We start from the raw sequence: 21,686 nt of genomic DNA, 5'->3' as shown, positions 1-21,686 counted from the left end.
TTAGATGTGCACTCTCTACTGTGCAAAACTTACTCACATTTTGTGAGCTCTCACGAGGCGATCATGGATCATTCCGAAGCTGCATCCAAACGGAAATACTACATAGGCGACCATTCGCTTACGGCTAAACGGATTGAACCGGGGCTTCATATCGTTTCGACTCCGATCGGAAATTTGCAAGACATCACAATCAGAGCTCTTGAAACGCTTGCAGCCAGCGACCTTATCGCCTGCGAAGATACCCGAGTGACGGGTGTCTTGTTGCAACGCTACGGAATTCGCACCCAGATGATGACCTACCATGAGCATAATGCACAAAAGCAGCGCCCTAAAATTTTGGAGGCTCTGACGGCAGGCAAGGCTGTGGCACTGGTTTCTGACGCGGGAACTCCGCTGATTTCAGACCCTGGCTTCCGCCTCGTCAGCGATATGGTTGAGCAGGGCCATAAAGTTGTGCCTATTCCTGGTGCATCTGCAATGCTTAGCGGGTTGGTTGGAGCAGGCTTGCCGTCTGACACGATCCTGTTTGCCGGTTTTCTGCCAAACAAAACCCATGGTAGGAAGAAAAGACTTGAGGAACTCAAGGATATTCCAGCAACACTCGTCTTTTATGAAAGCCCGCACAGAGTGGGTGCTTCACTTGCTGATATGGAAGAAACACTTGGTGACCGCGCTGCCGTTGTTGCTCGCGAACTCACCAAACGGTTCGAGACTTTTCAACGTGGAACTCTTTCAGAACTGAGTGCCTTCTTCTCGGGGGATCGCCCAAAGGGAGAAATTGTTATCCTGATCTCACCACCTGAAGAGAAAGAGCTCACTGAGGTTGATGCAGACGCGCTTTTGCTGGAGGCATTGAAAGATATGCCGGTGAGCACTGCAGCCAAAAAAGTTTCCAAAGCAACCGGGGTGGATCGAAAAACGATTTACACCCGAGCTATGGAGCTTAAAAATGCAGGAACCGCTGACGAAGGCTCAAAAAGCGACTGATAACAAACTGCACAAGAAGCAAGTCGCCTACCGAAAAGGACTGCAAGCTGAGCTTAAAGCTGAAATTTTGCTGCGGCAGGCAGGCTGGCAGATCTTGGAGCGGCGCTACAAAACCAAGCAGGGCGAGATCGATCTGATTGCCGAACAAGACCAAACAATCGTGTTTGTTGAGGTTAAGGCGAGACGAAATGTAGAAGAGGGGCTGTATGCAATTACGCCCCGCTCACAAAAAAGAATAGCAAACGCAGCGCGTGAGTGGGTTTCCTACCACAACGATGTGGTGGGAAAAACGCTTAGATTTGATGCAGTTATTTTGCCTAGGCAAGGAAAAGCACTGCATTTTCCAAACTTTTTTGAAGCCGAAATTCTTTAACAAATAATTATTTTATCTCCGAAATGTAGACAAACTGCTTTTCCAAGCACATATCAACCTCTAACTTCCATTATCTCTAATTGGATTTTACCCCGCAGTATTTTCGGAGTGCCTTATGTCACAACCAGCTTCTTCTGGTGCCAAGCGACCACTTAAGGTCGCTGTTCAGATGGACCACATCTCCACAATCAACATTACAGGAGACAGTGCTTTTGCTCTGATGTTGGAAGCGCAAGATCGTGGCTATGAACTGTACCACTACACGCCAGAGCGACTGGCCATGTGGGGCGAAAAGGTTATGTGTCGTGTTGAACCCGTTTCAGTGAAAGACGAAGCTGACAATCATTTCAGCTTCGGAGAACCGCAGCGGGTTGATATGTCTGAAATGGATGTTGTTCTGATGCGTCAGGACCCACCGTTCGACTTGGCTTATATTGCGGCAACCCACATTCTCGAAAAACTCAGCAAGACAACGCTTGTTGTGAATGACCCTATCTCCGTGCGCAACGCTCCTGAGAAGTTGTTTGTGACTCAGTTTGCGGACCTGATGCCGCCGACCCTCATCACACATGATCGCGAAGAGATCGACGAGTTCCGCAATATCCATGGCGATATCGTGATGAAACCGCTCTTCGGGCATGGTGGGGCTGCTGTTTTTCGTGTGACCCAAGACGATCTCAACTATGGCTCACTCTACGATTTCTTTTCCGTCACATTCAGAGAGCCCTGGGTGATTCAAAAGTTTTTGCCCAATGTGAAACATGGCGATAAGCGCATTCTACTTGTGGATGGAGAGTTCGCTGGAGCCGTAAACCGTGTGCCAGCTGCTGGTGATTTGCGCTCGAACATGGTGCGCGGAGGCTCTGCCAAAGACAGCGACCTAACAGAACGCGAAAGAGAGATCTGCGCTCGCCTTGGCCCTGCGTTAAAAGAGCAGGGTCTCATACTCGTTGGTATTGACGTGATTGATGGCAACCTGACTGAGATCAACGTGACAGCACCAACTGGTATTCGGGCCATCCAAAAACTCGGTGGACCTAATGTCGCCGCTATGGTTTGGGATGTACTTGAGACGAAACTGAAAAATAAAGAAGGCTGACTACACTAAGCCGTTATGTTTTTTCCCAAAGCCCCCGATAGAATATCACCTAAAACTAATAGGTGGCTTCTGTTGGGGGCTTTCGTATTTCTGAGTATTCAAGGCTTGTGAGTTTCCTATTCGTTCCTGCTTAATTACTGCAATGGCGAGGTTTGCTCGTGGCTGCAGGAGTGTCTGGTGTTTTCTCGCATCTCTACCGTTTCCTTTCAGGGCGTCGACGCGGCAAATGTTGACGTTCAGGTCCAGATCAGTTCTGGTTCCGTGCACTTCACACTCGTTGGCCTTCCAGATAAGGCCATTGCAGAAAGTAAGGAGCGCGTGCGGTCTGCATTGATTGCTTCCGGCTTGGCACTTCCCGCCAAACGCTTAACAGTGAACCTTGCACCCGCTGACTTGCCCAAAGAAGGCTCCCATTACGACCTCCCCATCGCATTGGGTTTACTGGTCGCCATGGGGGCTCTTCCGGCAGAGGTGGTTGAGGATTATCTTGTCTTGGGGGAACTCTCGCTCGATGGCAGTATTTCTCACGTAAATGGCGCCTTGCCCGCTGCAATCGCAGCTGTTTCACAAGACAAAGGGCTGATTTGCCCCGCCAGTTGTGGTTCGGAGGCAGCATGGGCTGACGAAAATCTAAAAATCGTCGCTGCTCAATCTCTGGTGCAGCTTTATCGTTACTTCAAGGGGGACATCACGCTCTCCGATCCAAAACCACGTAGCTCTCCGCAGGCTGCACCCACCCTTGATCTTGCTGATATTCGCGGCCAGGAAACAGCAAAGCGTGCGCTTGAAATCGCGGCAGCTGGCTCTCACAATTTGATGATGGTAGGCCCGCCAGGGTCGGGAAAAACCCTTCTGGCTAGTCGGTTACCCTCCTTATTACCCCCACTTTCAGCACGTGAGTTGCTTGAAGTGTCTATGGTCGCTTCGATATCTGGCGAGCTGGAAGACGGGGCCTTGAGTAATCAGCGCCCATTCCGCGCGCCTCATCATTCAGCATCCATGGCATCATTGGTTGGCGGAGGGATGAAAGCCAAACCCGGTGAAGTGTCATTGGCCCACAATGGCGTGCTCTTTCTCGACGAGTTACCTGAATTTGACAGCCCCGTTCTGGACAGCCTGCGACAACCAATTGAAAATGGTGTGGCGTCGATCGTTCGGGCCAACTACCGCGTTACCTACCCCTCCAAGGTGCAGGTGGTCGCAGCAATGAACCCGTGCAGATGCGGCTACGCAGGAGAACCAGGGCATACCTGCAGGCGGGGCGACAAGTGTGCCAGCTCGTATCAGGCTCGGGTATCAGGCCCATTTCTTGACCGAATGGACTTGCAAGTTCACGTTCCTGCTGTCTCCGTTAAGGATCTGATTAGCCCTCAGCCGTCAGAAAGCTCAAGCATTGTAGCCCAACGTGTGGCACGCGCACGCGCTACTCAGTTGTCGCGCTTTACTTCCATGGGGCTGGACATCACCGTAAACGCCCACGCCAATGCCCGAATTATTGAGCAAATTGTTGCGCTGGATAATGAGAGTAAGGCCTTGATTGAAAGGGCCTCTACGCAGTTTGGCCTGTCTGCGCGCGGATACCACCGCGTTTTGAAGCTTTCGCGCACTATCGCGGACATGGACGGTTCTGAGGCTGTTCAGCGGATTCATCTGGCAGAAGCACTCAGTTTCAAACGCTCTTCAGCGACCTTGGCAGCAGCCTAATCTGTGATATCCTAACTCTCTGCATGTTATTGGTACATTAAGATAGTTTGGGCGGAACAAAAGCGGTGTTGAAACAGAGACTTAAACCCAGTGGAAGTGCTCATGTCGTTTCCAATGCTCGCGCATCCTTAATTGAACAGACACAAACCAATGAAACGTCCTCTTCTATTTTGAAGATCCTCTCGATTCTCGTTGGTGGTATCTGCCTTTTTTTTGCGCTCGCCCTGACGGAACTGCAATCTGCACAGGGTATCTACGGTGTTTTGCTTGCTTTTGGTGCAGGTGCTATTTTGTTTCGTCGCTTTCCAGCGAGCGATATTCTCGCCCAGAGCTGGAATACTGCCCAAATTCAGAGCGAGGTGGAACAGCTTGAGGATCCATCAGGACTGCTCAGCGACGCTGATTGGCAGTTACGAGAGGCAGATGTGCGCCATCGTTCCATTCTGGATGCTCTGGGTGCCATTGTGATACGCTGCGACACCAGTGGACTGGTTCTTTCCGTTAATGATGCGGGAAGGCAGAGCTTTCCCTCCGGGTTTGGTATCGAAGTCGGCACAGGCATCCGTCTGCCTTATGCTGAAAATTTCACACCGCAACTGGAAGAGCCTAACAGCGGCACGACAGAAGATGTCGCCTTGCGCACCAATCATGGAACGCGTTGGTATTCTCTTCTTCGGCTCAGCGTTCGTGATGGAAGCGGCGGCGCTCCGATCATTCAGTGGATTTTGACTGATATGACGGATAGGCGGCATGCTGAACAAAAGCTGCGAGAAGACCGCGACCTTGCCGCCCATGCAAGTGAGGCGAAGTCTCGTTTTCTAGCTATGGTTAGTCATGAAATCCGGACACCTTTGAACGGCGTTCTGGGAATGGCCGATCTCCTTGATGACACATCTACGACTGCCGAACAGGAAAATTACATTAACGCAATCAAGGCCTCAGGGTCCTCGCTCCTGATGCTTATCGACGAGGTGCTCGACTACTCCAAAATTGAGGCTGGAAAGCTGGAGTTGGAACCTGGCCAGGTGGACCTTGTGCCAATGGTAGAACGCGTTGTGGAGCTGCTTTCGCCCAAAGCACATGCAAAGGGCTTGCAAATCTGTTCATTTATCCACCCATCCGTTCCAGATATGATCCAAAGCGACCCGGCCCGTTTGCAGCAAATTTTGTACAACTTGGTAGGCAATGCGATTAAATTCACAGAGCAGGGCGGTGTTTCCCTGACTTTGCAGGTCTCCCGAAATGCAATTGGCAAACATTTACTGGAATTTGCCGTTAAAGACACTGGCCCAGGAATGGACGGTGCGACTGCTGCCCGTATTTTCCGCGAGTTTGAGCAAGGAGAGTATGGCCGTGATCGAAAACTCGATGGCGCGGGTTTAGGGCTCGCTATTTCAAAACGGCTGGCCGAACTTATGGAAAGCAAACTGGTCGTTCACACTGAACCAGGTGCTGGCTCAACGTTTCTATTGGAAATGCCTATTGATCAGGTTTGTGAATACGTTGCAGAACCGAAAACAGACCGGATTGCAATCCTGACTGACAATCATATCGAAGCTAAACTTGTGCAGAAAACACTCCAAAGCAGCGGGTACTTGCATGCAGAAATACTCCGGCTTGATGGCCTAAAAGAGCACTTTCAGACCGCCCGGTTTGGTCGCCTTCTGGTCGGCGAAGAGTGTGTCGAACACATGCGTAGCTTCTTGGGACAGGCTACTGGGGACACTCCGGAGGTCTTTGTCTTTATCAAACCACAGGAAAGAGCTCGGATTGCTGACATTAAAACGGGAGAGTTTTCAGGTTATCTTACTCGCCCGGTTCGTCGCGCTTCGTTGCTACGGTTACTCTCACCGTCGACACCGGCCTCACACCCCAAAAACCCAAGGGAATGCTCTCCTTTGGACGACCCTACAGAGCAAACCTCATCCTCAGAAAAGACCAGCCTCAACGTTCTTGTAGCAGAGGACAACCCAATCAACTGGATGCTGATCAAGGCATTGCTCCACAAATTGGGACACGAGGCTGAACTGGCAGAGAATGGGCATAAGGCCGTCTCGATGTGCGCAAACGGTTCCTTTGATATCGTATTAATGGACCTGCACATGCCCGGTCTAGATGGGTTAGAAGCGATTTCGCAAATCAGGGACGGCAAACATAAAACAGCTGAGCAAATTCCAATTTACGTTGTTTCTGCCGATGTTATGTCTGAGGCAAAAGAAAAAGCAATAAGGGTGGGCGCAGACGGTTTCTTGGGTAAGCCACTGAAACAACAAGAACTCGAGGCTGTTCTAAAACTCTATGCAAAAAGATAAATTGGTATATTTAGCCTATTTAATATTAGTAAGCGGTGATTATACTCAGATTAACCGAGGTAGCAGCATTGTTGAGGAAACACGAGCCTGACCAGATGGATAGATGTTAGTGTAATGTCACTCAAATGTCCTAAAATGGGCTTATACTTAGATTTAACTACCTGAAATTGACATGGGTAACTCAATTAGTGCAAATTTAGAAAGGCGTTCTCACTATTGCTCGTTTTTAAAATACCAATGCAATATGAGATATTATCAGTATGGCTGGGTCTGGAATTCTTTCTCCGATGAAAATCGTAAGAAAAATCACACCAAACAAATTAGCAGGCCGACCTGCACCTCGGTGGATCCCACAGGCAATGCTTGGAAAGATGCCGGAGGCAGGGCAGAGCCTCGGTAAAGTTGGTCCGCTTGAGGTCCGTCTGTCTAATGGTGCTAAAGAGCTCAAGATGTCGCAGCGGTTGCGCTTTGACGTTTTTTACAAGGAAATGTCGGCGATTGCTGATGCGCAAACGCAGCTCACGCGCCTTGACCGCGACAGTTACGATGATATTTGCGATCACATGCTGGTGGTCGACCACAACAGCCAGGTTAGAAACAAACCATTTTCCAAACTTAAGCCACAGATCGTTGGCACCTATCGCTTGCTACGTCAGGAGCTTGCGGAATTGAATGGCGGTTTTTACACGGCAAGCGAGTTCGATATCCAGCGCATTTTGGACCGCCACAGTGATCTCAACTTCATGGAACTTGGGCGCTCCTGCGTTCTCAAACCGTACCGCACCAAGAAGACTGTTGAATTACTCTGGCACGGCATCTGGTCTTATGTGCTGATGCATAATGTGGATGTAATGATTGGCTGCGCCTCTATTGAAGGCACTGATCCAGACCTTTTGGCCCAGCAGCTTTCGTTCCTGCATCATTTTGCCAGTGCGCCGGAAGAGTGGCAAGTTGCAGCGCTTCCAGATCAATATGTCGACATGAACCGGATCGCAAAAGACAAAGTCGATCAACGTGCGGCCCTTCGTTCACTACCGCCATTGATCAAAGGATATTTGCGTCTCGGAGCCTTTATCGGTGACGGAGCGGTAATTGACCATCAATTTGGCACAACCGACGTGTTGATTATTATGCCTGTGTCCAAATTGAACTCACGCTATATCAACTACTATGGTCAAGATGCCAGCCGGTATGCAAGCTGACCAACCGGTGCGATAAAAGGGGCGGTTTGCGCTCCTTTTGGCATTTCGTGGTGTGAAAACCCGCCCTGCTTGAGTTTTTGCAACTCAAAGCACCTAATTCGCTTGAATGGCTTAACGCTCGATTAAGCGAGATTCCCTAAAATCTAAAGTGTTTATATTCGGGCCGCATTCTCCTTTTCAGGTAGAATTGCAGCCTGCACTTGTTCAGGTAGGCTCAATCTTAAATGTCGATATTGCGCCCCGGATCGAGTGAGGTTGGTACTAAGGTGGTTGAGAGAGATGGCGACACGCCAAAAAGGAAATGGCAAGCAACGGCGGCCAATGCGCCCCGGACAGCGCCCTTCCGGCAGACCTCCTCAACGTGCTGAAGGGCAGCCGCCTAAGCGACCAGCTCAGCCTCAACGCCCGCAATTGCAAGGTGTTGCTCTGCGCTCTGATGAGGAAGAAGATTATATCCGCCGCCCGAACCGAGTTGCTGCAACCAGTAAGCAGTCAGCTCGCGCGAGCGGTGGGCATGACGCTCATCGTGCACATCAACAACCGAAAAGACCAGCTGCTAAACGCCCAGCAGCTTCGCAAGCTTCTTCGCCAAAGCGGATCACGAAAAAACCAACACGTAAGGCAAAGCGACAAACGCTTGCCGCGCTGAATGCTGCAACGTCTTCCGGCAAGCCGAAAACCACCGGGAGGTTCAAAAGGTTCCTCTGGAGGACCTTCCGGTTCTCCATGTACTGGAGCGTCGTACTGGGCATATGGGGCATCGTGATCGTTGGCGGCATACTAGCCTATTATGCTGCTCATTTGCCGCCAGCTTCTGAATGGGCCGTGCCGCAGCGCCCACCCAATGTGCGTATCGTTTCTGCAAACGGAACATTGATTGCCAACCGTGGTGATACTGGGGGCGAAGCTGTACGTTTGGAGCAGTTGCCAGACTATTTGCCCAAGGCGGTTATGGCGATTGAGGACAGGAGATTCAGGTATCATTTCGGAATCGATCCAATTGGCTTGGTACGTGCAGCAATCACCAACTACACCAATGGCAGAACTGTGCAGGGAGGGTCCACACTTACCCAGCAGCTTGCAAAAAATCTGTTCCTGAAGCCTGAACGCACCATGCAGCGTAAGATGCAAGAGGTAGTGATGGCGCTTTGGCTGGAGTGGAACTACAGCAAAGACGAAATTTTGGAAATGTACCTGAATCGGGTATACCTTGGTGCAGGTGCCTATGGCGTTGATGCAGCCTCTCGGGTTTATTTTGGGAAGTCCGCGCACCTAATTAACCTTGCAGAAGCTGCCACCATTGCTGGGCTTTTGAAAGCACCTAGCAAATATGCACCAACGCGCAACGCAGCACGAGCAGAGGGCCGAGCCCAAGTTGTAATTGCAGCAATGCATCAGGCCGGCTTCATAACCGCTGACGATGCAAAAAATGCGCTGTTCAATCCCGCACATGTGGTTTCCAGCCATAACAGCAGCAGTGGAAATTACGTTGCTGACTATGTGATGGAGCTGCTCCCTGGCTATGCAGGCTCCATTCGCGAAGACATTATTGTCGACACTACGATTGACTGGGATATGCAAAAGGCGGCTGAGACAGCGCTTATCTCGCGCATTTCGGAGGCTGGTCGAGAGCTTAACGTCGCTCAGGGAGCGGTGGTGACGCTGAACCGTAATGGGGCAATTCGAGCACTTGTCGGCGGCGTTGATTATCGCAAAAGCCAATTTAATCGCGCTGTTTATGCACGCAGGCAACCTGGTTCTGCTTTTAAACCGTTTGTGTATCTCGCTGCGCTCGAGCGCGGGATGAGCCCCACAACTATCCGTAAGGACGGACCAGTCAGCTATCGAGGCTGGAAGCCTAAGAATTACACCAAGCGTTACTATGGCGACGTAACTCTGACCCAAGCGCTTGCCTACTCGATCAACACAGTTGCAGCCAAGCTTGCGCATGAGGTTGGCCCAGCAAATGTTGCGCGCACAGCCCGCCGACTGGGCATTACTTCTGCGCTGAAATCGAACCCATCTATCGCACTTGGCACTTCGGAGGTTACTCCACTGGAAATTGCTGCTGCGTATGTTCCATTTTCAAATGGAGGCTACGGCGTTGTTCCTCACATCGTGCGCCAGATACGCAATGAAAAGGGCGAGGTGCTTTATCGTCGTTCTGGCGATGGCACCGGGCGGGTTATTCGTGGTGATAAGCTGAGCGAAATCAATACAATGATGGCGCAGACCATTTATAGCGGTACTGGCAAACGGGCCTTAATGGCAGGCAGGCCGGCTGGTGGTAAAACCGGCACCACACAGGGTTATAAGGATGCCTGGTTTATTGGGTACACAAACTCGCTCACAACTGCTGTTTGGCTTGGCAACGACAACAACAAGCCAATGAAAAAAGTAAGCGGCGGGACGTTGCCCGCAGAAATCTGGGCTTGGGTGATGGAAACACAGCATCAAAATATCCCGATTGCCAGATTACCGGGCGTCCCGATCAACCTTGCTGAAACATCGCCATTGCAAAAACCGGGTACGGTGCGCGTGCGACGCCAGCCTGCGCTTGTAGCTGCACCTCAAAAACCGCAGATTGCCCAGCCTGCGGTTCAAGCAACATCTGCCCCGCCGCAAAAAGAAAACAGCACCAGCCCACTTAACCTGCTCGGTAGGTTGTTTGGTGGCGGGTGATGCGGATCGCATAGCCCTTCCTTAGGACTCTGTAGTTTTAATCTTGCCCGTATAGGTGCAGCTGAGAACCGTGCTCTTTGAGCCAGCGTTGAGCTTGCTTTGTATGTGGGGCCAGGCGCTCACAGATCTGCCAAAACTCAGGGGAATGGTCCAGTTTTGCTAGGTGGGCGACTTCATGGGCTGCCACATATTCCAAAATATCTGGCGGTGCCATCACGAGCCGCCACGAAAACGAGAGCTTGCCATCCACCGAACATGAACCCCACCGGCTTTTCGTATCGCGCAGCGTGATACTGTGATAGCCGCGTCCAAGTTCTTTGGTTAAGCGCTCTACGTGTCCTTCAATGTCTTGTTTGGCAATTTTACGCAGAAAATCTTTTGTTTTGCGGTGAAAGCTCTGCGTTTCGCCCGGCAACATAAGCAAAAGCTCGCCGGCCTCTTCCTCGCGATCGACTTGAGCCAATCCGCGCAATTTTCCTGAGGCACGCAAAGTGTGCAGCACGCCGCGCACGGGGATACGGGCATTTTCTTCAAACTTGATTGACGCAGGACGAGAGTTCAATTTTTCCGTCAACCAACCCGCATGGCGGCTCGCAAAATCTAGAGCGGTTTTCAGAGTGCCACGCGCAGGAACAGTAATTATAGGCGTCGGATCACCTGGTGGCATTCTTAAGATATAGCGCTTAGCGCGTAAGTTACGCTTTAGACGGATCCGTTGCTGCCTATGGCCCAAATCCACCTCGATAAACTCAGGCAAAGCCTTTGTCGCGAAGAACCCCATAATACCTCAAAGTCGCAGTGATTGCTCTCGTTATTGCAGAGAAGGGAGTGATTTGAAAGTCAATCAATGCGATTTGCTTTAAGTCCTCCAAGTGCCCTTAGATACAGAAAAGGGTGCCCTGTTAAAACAGAGCACCGGAGGCTTGTTATCTAAGATGGAATAGCGTCAAATTGCGTCACCTGCGGATGGTTCACCGGTTCGATTATGCCGATTTCTCATGAACCGATCGAACTCATCCTGATCTTTTGCACGACGCAGGTCTTCCATGTAATCATCAAATTCTTTGCGCATGCTTTCAAGCTTTTTGCGCTCTTCTTCCAAGCGGGCCAGCTCTTTTTCACGATAGTCGTCAAAAGCAGCATTTCCGCTACGTGTTGTGGTTTGCATGCCATCCATCACATTTTTTAAATTACTGCGATCCCACTGGCACTTAGCTTCGCGCTTCCATCCAGTCATATTGTCACCCCACAAGATATAGGCAAGCATAGCAAGACCTAGCGGCCAGAATAATACGAATCCAAGTACCATTAGTGCAATACTAAGTGGGTTCCACGACGGCTTTATTGTATTTACAGTCATTAAATTCACCCCTTCTCAAATCAACAGTCTTGAGGTGGGGAGGATTTATTTTGTTTTCAAGTGACAATCACATATTTTATTATAAATCAGGGAACATCCACTCAACGTTAATTAGTATGCACTTCTTCATTGAGACGAAGTGCCTGTTCAACCCAGCTGTCACGTGTCAAACGCCCACGGGTATCGAGGCGATCATCCAAAGCAGCTGCCTGATCTTCAGTTAAGCTTGCAATCTGCCAGTAATGGAAGATACCAACTCCATTCAAAGCCTTTTCTAACTTTGGCCCAACACCGCTGATCTGCTTCAAATCATCCGCCGTCCCCTTGGGCTCAGAGAGCAGAATTTTACGAAGCGGGTCTGACCTTAGCTTTTTGAAGAAACCCGTCGGGGAAGCTTTTTTGACAGTACGCTTTGGAGCCTGCTGTAAACGGGCATTGCTCGCGTTATCTTCGATGAACTTAATAATGCGCGGTACAATTTCAGCGCGATACTTCGAGCCGTTAAATACACCGTAGTGGCCTACGCCTTGCTGAACGTAGTGCATTCTGCGGTTGGCAGGGATGTTTTCGGCAAGTTTTTGCGCGGCCTGCGTTTGACCAAGACCGGAGATATCATCATTTTCTCCCTCAACAGTCAGGAGGGCTGTACCAGTAATTTTCTTAGGGTCCACACGCTCGCCGCGATGCATCAGCTCACCTTTTGGCAGTGCATGTTCTATGAACACCGTTTCAACCGTCTGCAGATAGAACTCAGCGGTCAGATCCATCACAGCGAGATATTCGTCGTAGAAATCACGATGTTTCTCCGCACTATCTCCGTCACCTTCGATGAGATGCTGGAAGAAGTCGCGGTGTGCCACCATGTGACGGTCCAAGTTCATGCTCATGAACCCGGAAAGTTGCAGGAAGCCTGGATAAACCTGACGACCAAACCCTTTGTGAGGGAACGGAACGTCCATGATTACATTGCGCTTGAACCAGTCGATCCCTTTTTCAACTGCCAGATCATTCACAGCTGTTGGGCCTTCACGGGTATCAATTGGCCCGCCCATGAGTGTCATCGTTGCTGGCGCGCACTGGTCTGCTTTTTCTTCCATCAGCGCCACTGCGGCAAAAACAGGCACTGAAGGCTGGCATACTGCCAAAACGTGCGTGTTCGGACCGAGGAAATGCAATATCTGAATTACATAGTCGATGTAATCATCCAGATCGAAGTTGCCATCAGCTACAGGCACCTGCCGGGCGTCTTCCCAGTCGGTCATGTAGATCTCCAGATGGGGGAGAAGCGCTTCAACCGTGCCGCGCAAAAGAGTCGCGTAGTGGCCCGACATAGGTGCGACAATCAACATTTTTGGGTCAGCACGTCTATCTTCGGGCAAATCTCTTTGAAAATGAAGAATGTCACAAAATGGCTTAGACCAGATGATCTCTTCGCTGACCTTGATCTCTTCACCATCGACAACGGTCGAGTATAACTCAAACTCAGGCTTGCCATAGCGGCGCGTTACACGCTCCATCATCTCGCAGGAGGCGGCAACTGTACGGCCAGCCTGCGTATAGGACACTGGATTAAACGGGTTTTGAAAGTACAACCGTGTCATGTCCACAGCAGCCCGGACAGGTGACATCGCTGCATGGTTCAGTTCATAAAAATGGTAGAACAGCACAGAATGTTCCCTTCCCAAATGCTCGTTTCAGCTAACTCAACTTTATCAAATTTGGTCTTTTGCTACACAAAGACACTTCACTGAGAAGTGGTGCAGCGCAAAAGCATAGGCGGCCCTATGCTTTTTCAGCAACATATACTCATGGAGATATACAAAGCGATCTCAACTTACGTTGCAGATCAATATGTTCTCATAGCTACTAAGGTAATCCCCAGTGTAACTAAGTATGCTGCATTGCACAATACGCAAATTAATAGTTCAGTCGAATCAAGTAATTCGGATGAGGTTATTTCATTAAGTCAAAATTGGTAATGAATTCTCTTGAAATATGCTAGTCAGAGGCAAGTTCAGCAATTACCGCATCCAATAGAGGAAAACCTGCTTGCGTTGCACGTATGCGGCTGTTGCCAACCCATTCCACCATGCCGTTTTCCTGCAAATGGCGCAATCGCATTGGGTCAAAACAACGACCTGAGAGTTGCTCATAAAGGGGCACATCGATCCCCTCGTGTAATCTCATGCCCATCAAAAGCAGCTCATCACTTTGTGCTTCGCGAACGAGAACCTCTTCCGAGATCGCTCCATTGCCTTTGGCTTCAACCAAGTTGAGCCATGTTTCAGGGTGTTTTTCCGTCGAGGTTGCCAGTTTTGCCCCATCTTCCAGCGTCAAACGGCCGTGCGCGCCGGGCCCTACACCCACATAGTCTCCATAACGCCAGTAAATCAGGTTGTGCTGGCATTGGGAGTTTGGCGCAGCGTGGTTGGACACCTCATAGGCCGGCAAGCCGCGTGAGGCGGTTACCTCCTGGGTGAGATCGTACATGTCGGCCGCAAGGTCAGGGTCCAACATCTCCAGCTTTCCGGCCGCATAGAGACGCTGGAACATTGTGCCGCTTTCAATGGTCAGCTGGTACATTGAAAGGTGATCTGCTGCCAGATCAATGGCACGGTTGAGCTCTTCTTCCCAGCCCTTTAGAGTTTGGTTTGGACGCGCGTAAATCAGATCAAACGAAATTCGAGAGAATGTATTGCGCGCAATCTCAACGGCTTGAATCGCTTCCGATACAGAGTGCTGGCGCCCCAAAATCTTCAGTTCTTTATCATCAAGCGCTTGAATGCCAACAGAAAGCCGGTTCACACCAGCAGAGCGATAGCCTGCAAAACGGGTTGCTTCTACGCTGGTTGGGTTGGCTTCCATGGAGATTTCGGCTGAACCCGGCAAATGCCATAGCCGGGCGATCTCATTTATGATGGTCTCAACGGTTTTAGGCTCCATCAAGGATGGAGTGCCGCCGCCAAAAAAGACCGAGTCCACGGTTCTGCCCGGAACCATCTGCGCGTATCGCGCCAACTCTTTGGCCAATGCTTTGGCATAGAGTTCCTGTGAAACCGGTTGGTGGCGAACGTGAGAGTTAAAATCACAATACGGGCACTTTGCGAGGCAAAAAGGCCAATGCACGTAAATTCCAAAACCGCCAACCGGAGACACAGTCATTCTTTTTCCTTTGTCTGCCAGAACTATTCCGGCAGGCACTCTTTTTGAAACTTAACAAAAGCGCGGGCGCGGTGAGAAACGGCCTCGCCTTCTTTTGTTTTGTGTTTTTCTTCTTTACCCATTTCGCCGAAGGTTTTTTCATACCCTTCTGGAACGAACATAGGGTCGTAACCGAAACCTTCCAGCCCGCGAGGAGGCCACACCAGGTCGCCATGGATTTCGCCGCGGTAATACTGGAGGTACCCATCGGGCCATGCAATGCACAGCACGGCAACAAAGAAGGCTCCGCGATCTGCCAACCCAGATTCTGTCAGCTTGTCCTGTACAGACTGCATTGCCATGCCGAAGTCCTTACCTGGACCAGCCCAACGCGCAGAATAAATGCCAGGATCACCGTTGAGGCCACTCACGCAAAAACCGCTGTCGTCTGCCAATGCAGGCAGGCCAGTTGCTTTTGTTGCAGCCAACGCTTTGATTGCTGCGTTAGCTTCAAATGTGTCACCATCTTCTATCGGCTCTGGCAGGTCCAGATCACCAGCAGAAATTACCGTGAAACCATGCGGGGCAAGCATATCGTGAATTTCACGCAGCTTGCCTTTGTTATGGCTGGCAAGCACAAGCTTGCCCGGCTCTAAACGGCGGTTTGTTAAGGTTTCAGCTTGCATTAGAGCACCGTTAGTTTTTGCAGCTCAACCAACTTGTTGATGGACTGTTTTGCAAGGCCCATCAACTGACCGAGTTCCTCTTCAGAGAATGGCTCACCTTCTGCAGTACCCTGAATTTCGACAATGCCGCCTTTGCCAGTCATAACAAAGTTTGCATCTGTATCGGCAGAGGAATCCTCGATGTAATCCAGATCAGCAACCGGCGTACCTTCGTAGATGCCACAGGAGATTGCAGCGATGTGATCTTTGAGAACCTTCTCAACCTTGACCATGTCGCGCGCTTCCATCCATGCCAGACAATCATGAAGCGCAACCCACGCACCTGTGATTGAGGCTGTACGGCTGCCGCCATCGGCCTGAATCACATCACAATCGATTGTGATCTGGCGTTCGCCGAGGGCTTCCAGATCGACGACAGCACGCAGGGAGCGGCCAATGAGGCGCTGGATTTCCTGGGTACGGCCAGACTGCTTGCCAGCCGAGGACTCACGGCGCATACGATCGTTTGTTGCGCGTGGCAACATGCCGTATTCAGCAGTGACCCAACCACGGTTCTGGCCGCGCAACCACGGTGGAATCCGCTCTTCCAAACTTGCGGTACACAACACGTGTGTGTCGCCAAACTTGATCAGGCAGGAGCCTTCTGCATGTTTAGAGACGCCACGCTCAAGGCTAACTGCGCGCATTTCATCTGGTGTACGTTTGGATGGACGGTTCAAGGTAAGCTCCCTCAAATTGCTTAGTAGCTACAAAGTTACGATAGATATTGCTGGTCTTTTAGCCGTGCTTTGCCCTTAGCGCAAAGGCTGGTTTTAGATTGAGAGGCGATTTTCTGCGAAAAATGCATTTTGGCTGTTCAATTGTCCTGTGTTAGGGATTGCACAAGGGCTTTGCCCAAAACCTGCTGTTGATCTGGAGTACTGGCACCGTGACGAGTGTTCCTCCTTCTGTGCCTCTTGAGGATCTTGATGAGCGTTCCCGCGAGATCTTCCGGAGAATTGTCGAAAACTACCTTGAAACCGGTGAGCCGTTGGGTTCGCGCAATCTTGCGCGCGGCCTTTCAAAGCCACTTTCCCCTGCCTCTATTCGCAATGTGATGGCTGATCTGGAACACCATGGCTTGCTTTATGCAACCCATACCAGTGCTGGGCGCTTGCCGACACAAACGGGACTGCGCCTGTTTGTTGATGGTTTTTTGGAGGTTGGCGACCTTACCAAGGATGAGCGCGAGCAAATTGCTGTTCAGGTGAAGGCAAAAGGCAGCGAGAAGACGCCTGAACAGGTTCTGACGGAGGCCAGCCAGATGCTTTCGGGGTTGAGCCGCGGGGCAGGGCTTGTCCTTTCCAACAAAACTGACGCCATTCTTCGTCACATAGAGTTTGTTCAGCTTGAACCGCTTAAAGCATTGGTCGTACTCGTCAGCGAAGACGGCTCGGTGGAAAACCGCGTGGTTGACCTGCCTCCCGGCCTGCCGCCTTCTGCCCTGACAGAGGCCTCTAACTACCTGAACTCCATCATCAGAACACGAACTCTAGCCGAGGCGCAGGCTGAGCTTGTTCGGCAGCGAAATGAATTTCAGGCCGAGCTTGATACACTCACCGCAAAGGTTGTTGATGCTGGCGTTGCGGTTTGGGGAGGTGATAAAAGCGATTCAGGCACATTGATCGTCCGCGGGCGTTCCAACCTGCTAGAAGGCGTTGGCGCGCAAGAAGACCTTGAGCGCATTCGATTGTTGTTTGATGACTTGGAAAATAAGAGCGAGCTTATCCGTCTTCTTGACCTTGCAAAGGATGGTGAAGGTGTACGTATTTTTATCGGGTCAGAAAACAAGCTGTTCTCGCTTTCCGGTTCTTCCTTGATCGTTTCTCCATACCGCGATAGTGAACAGCGCGTTGTTGGTGTTCTTGGTATTATTGGCCCAACCCGCCTCAATTATGCGCGTGTTATTCCCATGGTGGACTACACAGCCCGTCTTGTAAGCCGTTTACTCGGCTAGAATACTGGAGTTTCTGGTGCTTTCCCTCACAGCTGCTGAACTGGAACGTTATGCTCGCCACATCGTATTGCGGGATGTGGGTGGACCTGGACAACAAAAGCTGAAAGCAGCCCGTGTTCTAGTGATCGGGGCAGGTGGCCTTGGTGCACCGGTACTGCAATATCTAGCAGCGGCAGGCATTGGCACAATCGGCATTGTGGACGATGATGTTGTGTCACTTTCCAATCTGCAACGGCAAATTATTCACGATACAGAGAAGTTGGGCGAGCCAAAGGTTGCCAGTGCGGCTGAAGCCATTGCACGGCTAAACCCCAATGTACGTGTGGTGCCGCACCCAACGCGTATCAATGGCCAAAACGCGATGGCGTTGATCAACGACTATCATGTCGTGGTTGATGGCTCAGATAACTTTGCAACACGCTACCTCGTTTCTGATGCCTGTTTCTATGCTGGCCGACCTTTGGTGACAGCTGCAGTTGGGCAGTTTGATGGCTCAATCACCCTGCTTAAGCCCTTTATGCAGGATGACGACGGAAATTACGTCAACCCGACTTACCGCTGCCTTTTCCCCAACAAGCCAGAGGCAGGCTCTATTCCAACCTGTACAGAGGCTGGTGTTTTGGGCGCTTTGACTGGACTTGTTGGCACCTTGCAAGCGCTGGAAGTGATTAAGGAAGTGGTTGGCTTTGGAGAAGGCCTGATTGGCCGCTTGCTGCTGGCAGATACGCTGAGCATGCATTTTGAGAGTATCAAATACAAACGCTCGCCGAAGAACCCTTTGAACGGTGATAACCCGAAAACATGGTCTGAAATGCTCGAGGAGGAGCACAAATAGGCTGCAAGGGCTGTTTGCAAAATTTGGGCCGTCACTGCTAAGAGGTGAGCTTTGTCGCTATGTTTGCAACGTGCTTGCCCTGATAGCGCGCCATGTTCAGCTCTTTCTCCTTAGGTTTGAGAGAACCATCCCCGCCTGCGATTGTGCCAGCGCCATATGGAGAGCCACCCAATACTTCAGAAATGTCAGCGACTTCCGGGCATGTGTAAGGCAACCCAACGATGATCATTCCCTGGTGAGCAAGGGTGCTCCAAAATGAACTGATCGTCGTCTCATTGCCTGATCCTGTCCCCGTAGATGCAAACACGCTGCCCACTTTGCCCGCCAGTTTGCCCTGAACCCAGAGCCCACCGGTTTGATCTAGAAAGCTACGCATTTGTGATGCCATGTTTCCAAACCGGGTTGGTGTGCCGAATATGATGGCGTCGTAATCTGCCAGCTCATTTGGTTCAGCAATGGGTGCTTGTTGGTCCATTTTAAAATGATGAGCCCGTGCAACCTCTTCCGGCGTTAATTCAGGAACGCGCTTTACAACAGCGGTTGCACCTGCGGCGGAAACCCCTTCAGCCATCGCATTCGCAAGCGTTTCTATGTGCCCATAAGTTGAATAGTAGAGGATCAAAACCTTGGTCATTGTTACTCCTGCATGGATAAACGACGGCCAGATTCGTCTGCCATCAGCCATGCAACACTACAAACTCTTCGTTTCAGTCATATCCAGAGATTATGGGGCTAAGAGATCAAACAGGGTCAGGACACGCGCTAACCTCAAACTGGCGAATATCTATAGGCCAGATCTTCTGGGTCCTCTCTTGGTGCCTCATGATCGAGTGTTCCGCCCAAGCGCTCTGCGATACGAATGGAGCCTTGATTTTTCCGGTCGATGTAGCTGACAAGAGTCTTCAAACCAAACGCGTCAAACCCCCAACCCCGTAACGCTGTTGCTGCTTCTGTAGCGTAACCGTTGCCTTCTTGCCCCTCATAAAGAAACCAGCCAAGCTCATGCTCTGGGAACAGCGGGCCGTGATTGATGGCAACCTGTCCGATGCATGAACCTGTGGATTTAAGCTCTATCATCAATGCGCCATGCCCCATGAGGCTCCACTGCGCAATATCGTGGCAAAAAATCCCCCATGCAACATAGCGCGGCACAGGCCCACCCATGAACTTTGAGCGTTCAGATCTCATAAGCGCCAGATTATCTGGCCAGTCTTCCATACATGGGGGACGCAAAATCAATCGCTGTGTTTCTAATGTTGGAATTGCGGTCATTTAGATCTCTTCAGCATTACAGAAGCCTCTTCTCGGGATCGCAATATTTTTGCTCATATGATTAAAAAATAAGAGAATTATCTCATTAAATTGGGCTAGACATACACAATAAAACCCTTACCGTTGCGGCACAACCAAAAGTTTATGTATCAAAAATACATCCGATATTTTTTTTGTCGTGACCAATTGGGAGGTTGTCATGAAGCAAGTATTTTCGGCTTTGCCAGCGCTTTCGCTCGCCCTATTTTCATTCAGCTCTACAGCGTCCTTTGCAGAGTCAAAGGTCACGGTTGAAGATGCTAGGGCCTTTCTCAAATCCTCAGAGAAAGCCATAGAGGAAATCAGCGAGGAAGCGGGCCGTATTGCGTGGGTAAACGCCAATTTTATCACTTACGATACGAATTGGCTCAATGCGCTGATGTCTGAACGGACAACCAAACTGTATGTTTCGCTCGCCAATCAAACCAAGCAGTTTGCTGAGCTGGATTTACCGCCAGACCTTGCGCGGAAAATGAAGCTGCTGAAACTTGGCTTGACGTTGCCTGCACCGGAAAATGACCCTGAAAAGATCAAGCAGCTTGCCCAGCTCAATACAGAAATGGAAACCATTTACGGCACTGGCAAGTATGAGGTTGATGGCGAGGAACTTTCTCTCTCAAAGCTCAGCAAAATCATGGCAACGAGCCGCGACTACGACAAGCTACTGGAAGCATGGGAAGGCTGGCGCACCATTTCGCCGCCAATGAAAGACATGTATTCGGAGATGGTTGAAATCGTCAACCAAGGCTCCCGCGAGCTTGGCTTTAAAGACACCGGCTCCATGTGGCGGTCCAAATATGACATGGACCCTGATGATTTTCGGCAGGATCTGGATCGGCTTTGGGGTGAGGTAAAACCGCTTTATGATAGCTTGCACTGTTATGTGCGCGGCAGGCTCGTGGATGAGTATGGAGCCGACAAGGTACCCTCTGATGGGCCGATTCCCGCACATTTACTGGGTAATATGTGGGCGCAATCCTGGGGTAACATTTATCCGCTTGTGGCACCGGAAGGCGCGGAGCCAGGGTACGACCTGACTAAGCTGCTGGAAGATCAGAACTATGGGCCGCGCAAGATGGTTCAAACCGCTGAGGGTTTCTTTACATCGCTTGGCTTTGACCCGCTCCCTGAGACATTTTATGAGCGTTCTTTGATCACTGAGCCGCGGGACCGGGATGTACAGTGCCATGCGTCTGCGTGGAATGTGGACGGAAAGAACGACCTGCGCATTAAGATGTGTACTGAGGTAACAGGGGAAGATTTCAACACCGTTCACCACGAGCTTGGGCACAATTTCTACCAGCGCGCTTATAATCAGCAATCGCCTATGTATCAGGATGACCCGAATGATGGGTTCCATGAGGCAATTGGCGATATGGTGAGCCTTTCCATCACCCCAAAGTACCTCAAGCAAATTGGGCTGTTACCGCCTGATGCCTCTGAGGAAGTGAACACCAGTATCTTGCTGGCACAGGCACTGGATAAGATCGCATTTTTGCCGTTTGGGTTGATGGTGGACCAGTGGCGCTGGAAAGTGTTCAACGGCGAGTATGCTCCTAAGGATTACAATCGGGGTTGGTGGGAGCTTCGTGAAAAGTATCAGGGCGTCGCAGCCCCTATAAGCCGTAGCGATGATGCGTTTGACCCTGGTGCAAAGTATCATATTCCAAACAATGTGCCGTATACCCGCTACTTCCTTGCGCATATCTTCCAGTTCCAGTTTTACCGTGAGGCATGCCGCCTTGCAGGGTGGGAAGGGCCTCTGGCAGCTTGCTCCATTTATGGCAACAAGGAAGTTGGCAAGAAATTCAACGCGATGCTGGAAACCGGAGCAGCTTTGCCCTGGCAAGATAGCCTGGAAGCCTTCACCGGAAGCCGGAAAGCTGATGCAACAGCAATCCTTGAGTACTTTGCACCGCTCCAATCTTACCTGGACGAGCAAAACTCAGGAAATTCCTGCGGCTGGTAGATAGGCAGGCAACTCTGCCAAGCCTCGTT

At 50.7% G+C, this 21,686-nt stretch carries 18 protein-coding genes; 10 read left to right on the top strand and 8 right to left on the bottom strand.

What is annotated here, in order from left to right; translation table 11 throughout:
• Positions 1 to 63: 63 nt before the first annotated feature.
• From rsmI to BMZ51_RS06455, 7 genes are all read left to right on the top strand, one after another.
• Positions 64 to 987 (top strand): 16S rRNA (cytidine(1402)-2'-O)-methyltransferase, encoded by a 924-nt coding sequence (gene rsmI, locus BMZ51_RS06485; protein ID WP_068004950.1) that lies wholly within the window; start codon positions 64 to 66, stop codon positions 985 to 987.
• Positions 950 to 1,360 carry a YraN family protein gene (locus BMZ51_RS06480; protein ID WP_082825598.1) on the top strand — a complete coding sequence of 137 codons (411 nt, stop codon included), beginning with the start codon at positions 950 to 952 and terminating at the stop codon, positions 1,358 to 1,360. Before rsmI ends, BMZ51_RS06480 begins: the two co-directional genes overlap by 38 nt.
• 115 nt (positions 1,361 to 1,475) lie before the next feature.
• Entirely contained in the window at positions 1,476 to 2,459 is a 984-nt protein-coding gene (gene gshB, locus BMZ51_RS06475; protein ID WP_074881884.1) for a glutathione synthase, read from the top strand.
• Positions 2,460 to 2,636: 177 nt separating this feature from the next.
• Positions 2,637 to 4,163: a YifB family Mg chelatase-like AAA ATPase gene (locus BMZ51_RS06470; protein ID WP_068004949.1), complete on the top strand. Its 1,527-nt coding sequence runs from the start codon at positions 2,637 to 2,639 to the stop codon at positions 4,161 to 4,163.
• A gap of 65 nt (positions 4,164 to 4,228) precedes the next feature.
• Entirely contained in the window at positions 4,229 to 6,475 is a 2,247-nt protein-coding gene (locus BMZ51_RS06465; RefSeq protein WP_208979332.1) for a PAS domain-containing hybrid sensor histidine kinase/response regulator, read from the top strand.
• A 359-nt stretch (positions 6,476 to 6,834) separates the two neighbouring features.
• The gene (olsB, locus tag BMZ51_RS06460) at positions 6,835 to 7,677 is read left to right on the top strand and encodes a l-ornithine N(alpha)-acyltransferase (RefSeq protein WP_139201357.1); all 843 of its coding nucleotides are present in this window, start codon (positions 6,835 to 6,837) and stop codon (positions 7,675 to 7,677) included.
• Positions 7,678 to 7,956: 279 nt separating this feature from the next.
• Positions 7,957 to 10,359: a transglycosylase domain-containing protein gene (locus BMZ51_RS06455; protein WP_244271370.1), complete on the top strand. Its 2,403-nt coding sequence runs from the start codon at positions 7,957 to 7,959 to the stop codon at positions 10,357 to 10,359.
• Positions 10,360 to 10,396: 37 nt separating this feature from the next.
• Here the strand turns inward: BMZ51_RS06455 and BMZ51_RS06450 are convergent, their stop codons facing one another.
• The 6 genes from BMZ51_RS06450 to rph form a co-directional block, all read right to left on the bottom strand.
• Positions 10,397 to 11,140 carry a M48 family metallopeptidase gene (locus BMZ51_RS06450; RefSeq protein WP_068004948.1) on the bottom strand — a complete coding sequence of 248 codons (744 nt, stop codon included), beginning with the start codon at positions 11,138 to 11,140 and terminating at the stop codon, positions 10,397 to 10,399.
• A gap of 165 nt (positions 11,141 to 11,305) precedes the next feature.
• Complete coding sequence (locus BMZ51_RS06445) at positions 11,306 to 11,719, bottom strand: DUF2852 domain-containing protein (protein ID WP_068004945.1); 414 nt, start codon at positions 11,717 to 11,719, stop codon at positions 11,306 to 11,308.
• A 107-nt stretch (positions 11,720 to 11,826) separates the two neighbouring features.
• Positions 11,827 to 13,386: a polyhydroxyalkanoate depolymerase gene (gene phaZ / locus BMZ51_RS06440; protein ID WP_074881881.1), complete on the bottom strand. Its 1,560-nt coding sequence runs from the start codon at positions 13,384 to 13,386 to the stop codon at positions 11,827 to 11,829.
• Positions 13,387 to 13,717: 331 nt separating this feature from the next.
• Positions 13,718 to 14,881: a radical SAM family heme chaperone HemW gene (gene hemW, locus BMZ51_RS06430; protein WP_068004936.1), complete on the bottom strand. Its 1,164-nt coding sequence runs from the start codon at positions 14,879 to 14,881 to the stop codon at positions 13,718 to 13,720.
• A gap of 23 nt (positions 14,882 to 14,904) precedes the next feature.
• A complete protein-coding gene (rdgB, locus tag BMZ51_RS06425) occupies positions 14,905 to 15,546 on the bottom strand; it encodes an RdgB/HAM1 family non-canonical purine NTP pyrophosphatase (protein ID WP_068004933.1) in 642 nt (213 codons plus the stop codon).
• Complete coding sequence (rph, locus tag BMZ51_RS06420; RefSeq protein ID WP_074881877.1) at positions 15,546 to 16,265, bottom strand: ribonuclease PH; 720 nt, start codon at positions 16,263 to 16,265, stop codon at positions 15,546 to 15,548. The genes rdgB and rph overlap by 1 nt, the downstream gene beginning before the upstream one ends.
• 209 nt (positions 16,266 to 16,474) lie before the next feature.
• Here rph and hrcA point away from each other — a divergent pair, with 209 nt between their 5' ends.
• Positions 16,475 to 17,542, top strand: coding sequence for a heat-inducible transcriptional repressor HrcA (gene hrcA / locus BMZ51_RS06415; protein ID WP_068005265.1), 1,068 nt, complete (start codon positions 16,475 to 16,477; stop codon positions 17,540 to 17,542).
• Between the two features lie 16 nt (positions 17,543 to 17,558).
• The gene (locus BMZ51_RS06410; RefSeq protein ID WP_068004932.1) at positions 17,559 to 18,377 is read left to right on the top strand and encodes a HesA/MoeB/ThiF family protein; all 819 of its coding nucleotides are present in this window, start codon (positions 17,559 to 17,561) and stop codon (positions 18,375 to 18,377) included.
• Positions 18,378 to 18,414: 37 nt separating this feature from the next.
• On the opposite strand, the gene wrbA is transcribed toward BMZ51_RS06410, so the two are convergent.
• Together wrbA and BMZ51_RS06400 are read right to left on the bottom strand one after the other, a co-directional pair.
• Positions 18,415 to 19,011 (bottom strand): NAD(P)H:quinone oxidoreductase, encoded by a 597-nt coding sequence (gene wrbA, locus BMZ51_RS06405; RefSeq protein ID WP_068004930.1) that lies wholly within the window; start codon positions 19,009 to 19,011, stop codon positions 18,415 to 18,417.
• A gap of 134 nt (positions 19,012 to 19,145) precedes the next feature.
• Positions 19,146 to 19,649, bottom strand: coding sequence for a GNAT family N-acetyltransferase (locus BMZ51_RS06400; protein ID WP_068004928.1), 504 nt, complete (start codon positions 19,647 to 19,649; stop codon positions 19,146 to 19,148).
• 199 nt (positions 19,650 to 19,848) lie between these two features.
• Between BMZ51_RS06400 and BMZ51_RS06395 the strand changes: the two genes are divergently transcribed.
• Entirely contained in the window at positions 19,849 to 21,657 is a 1,809-nt protein-coding gene (locus BMZ51_RS06395) for a M2 family metallopeptidase (RefSeq protein ID WP_068004926.1), read from the top strand.
• Positions 21,658 to 21,686: the final 29 nt, after the last annotated feature.

It is taken from the genome of Pseudovibrio axinellae (assembly GCF_900110875.1).
GTDB classification, from domain to species: domain Bacteria; phylum Pseudomonadota; class Alphaproteobacteria; order Rhizobiales; family Stappiaceae; genus Pseudovibrio; species Pseudovibrio axinellae.
This window is presented reverse-complemented; position numbering and strand designations above follow the sequence as displayed.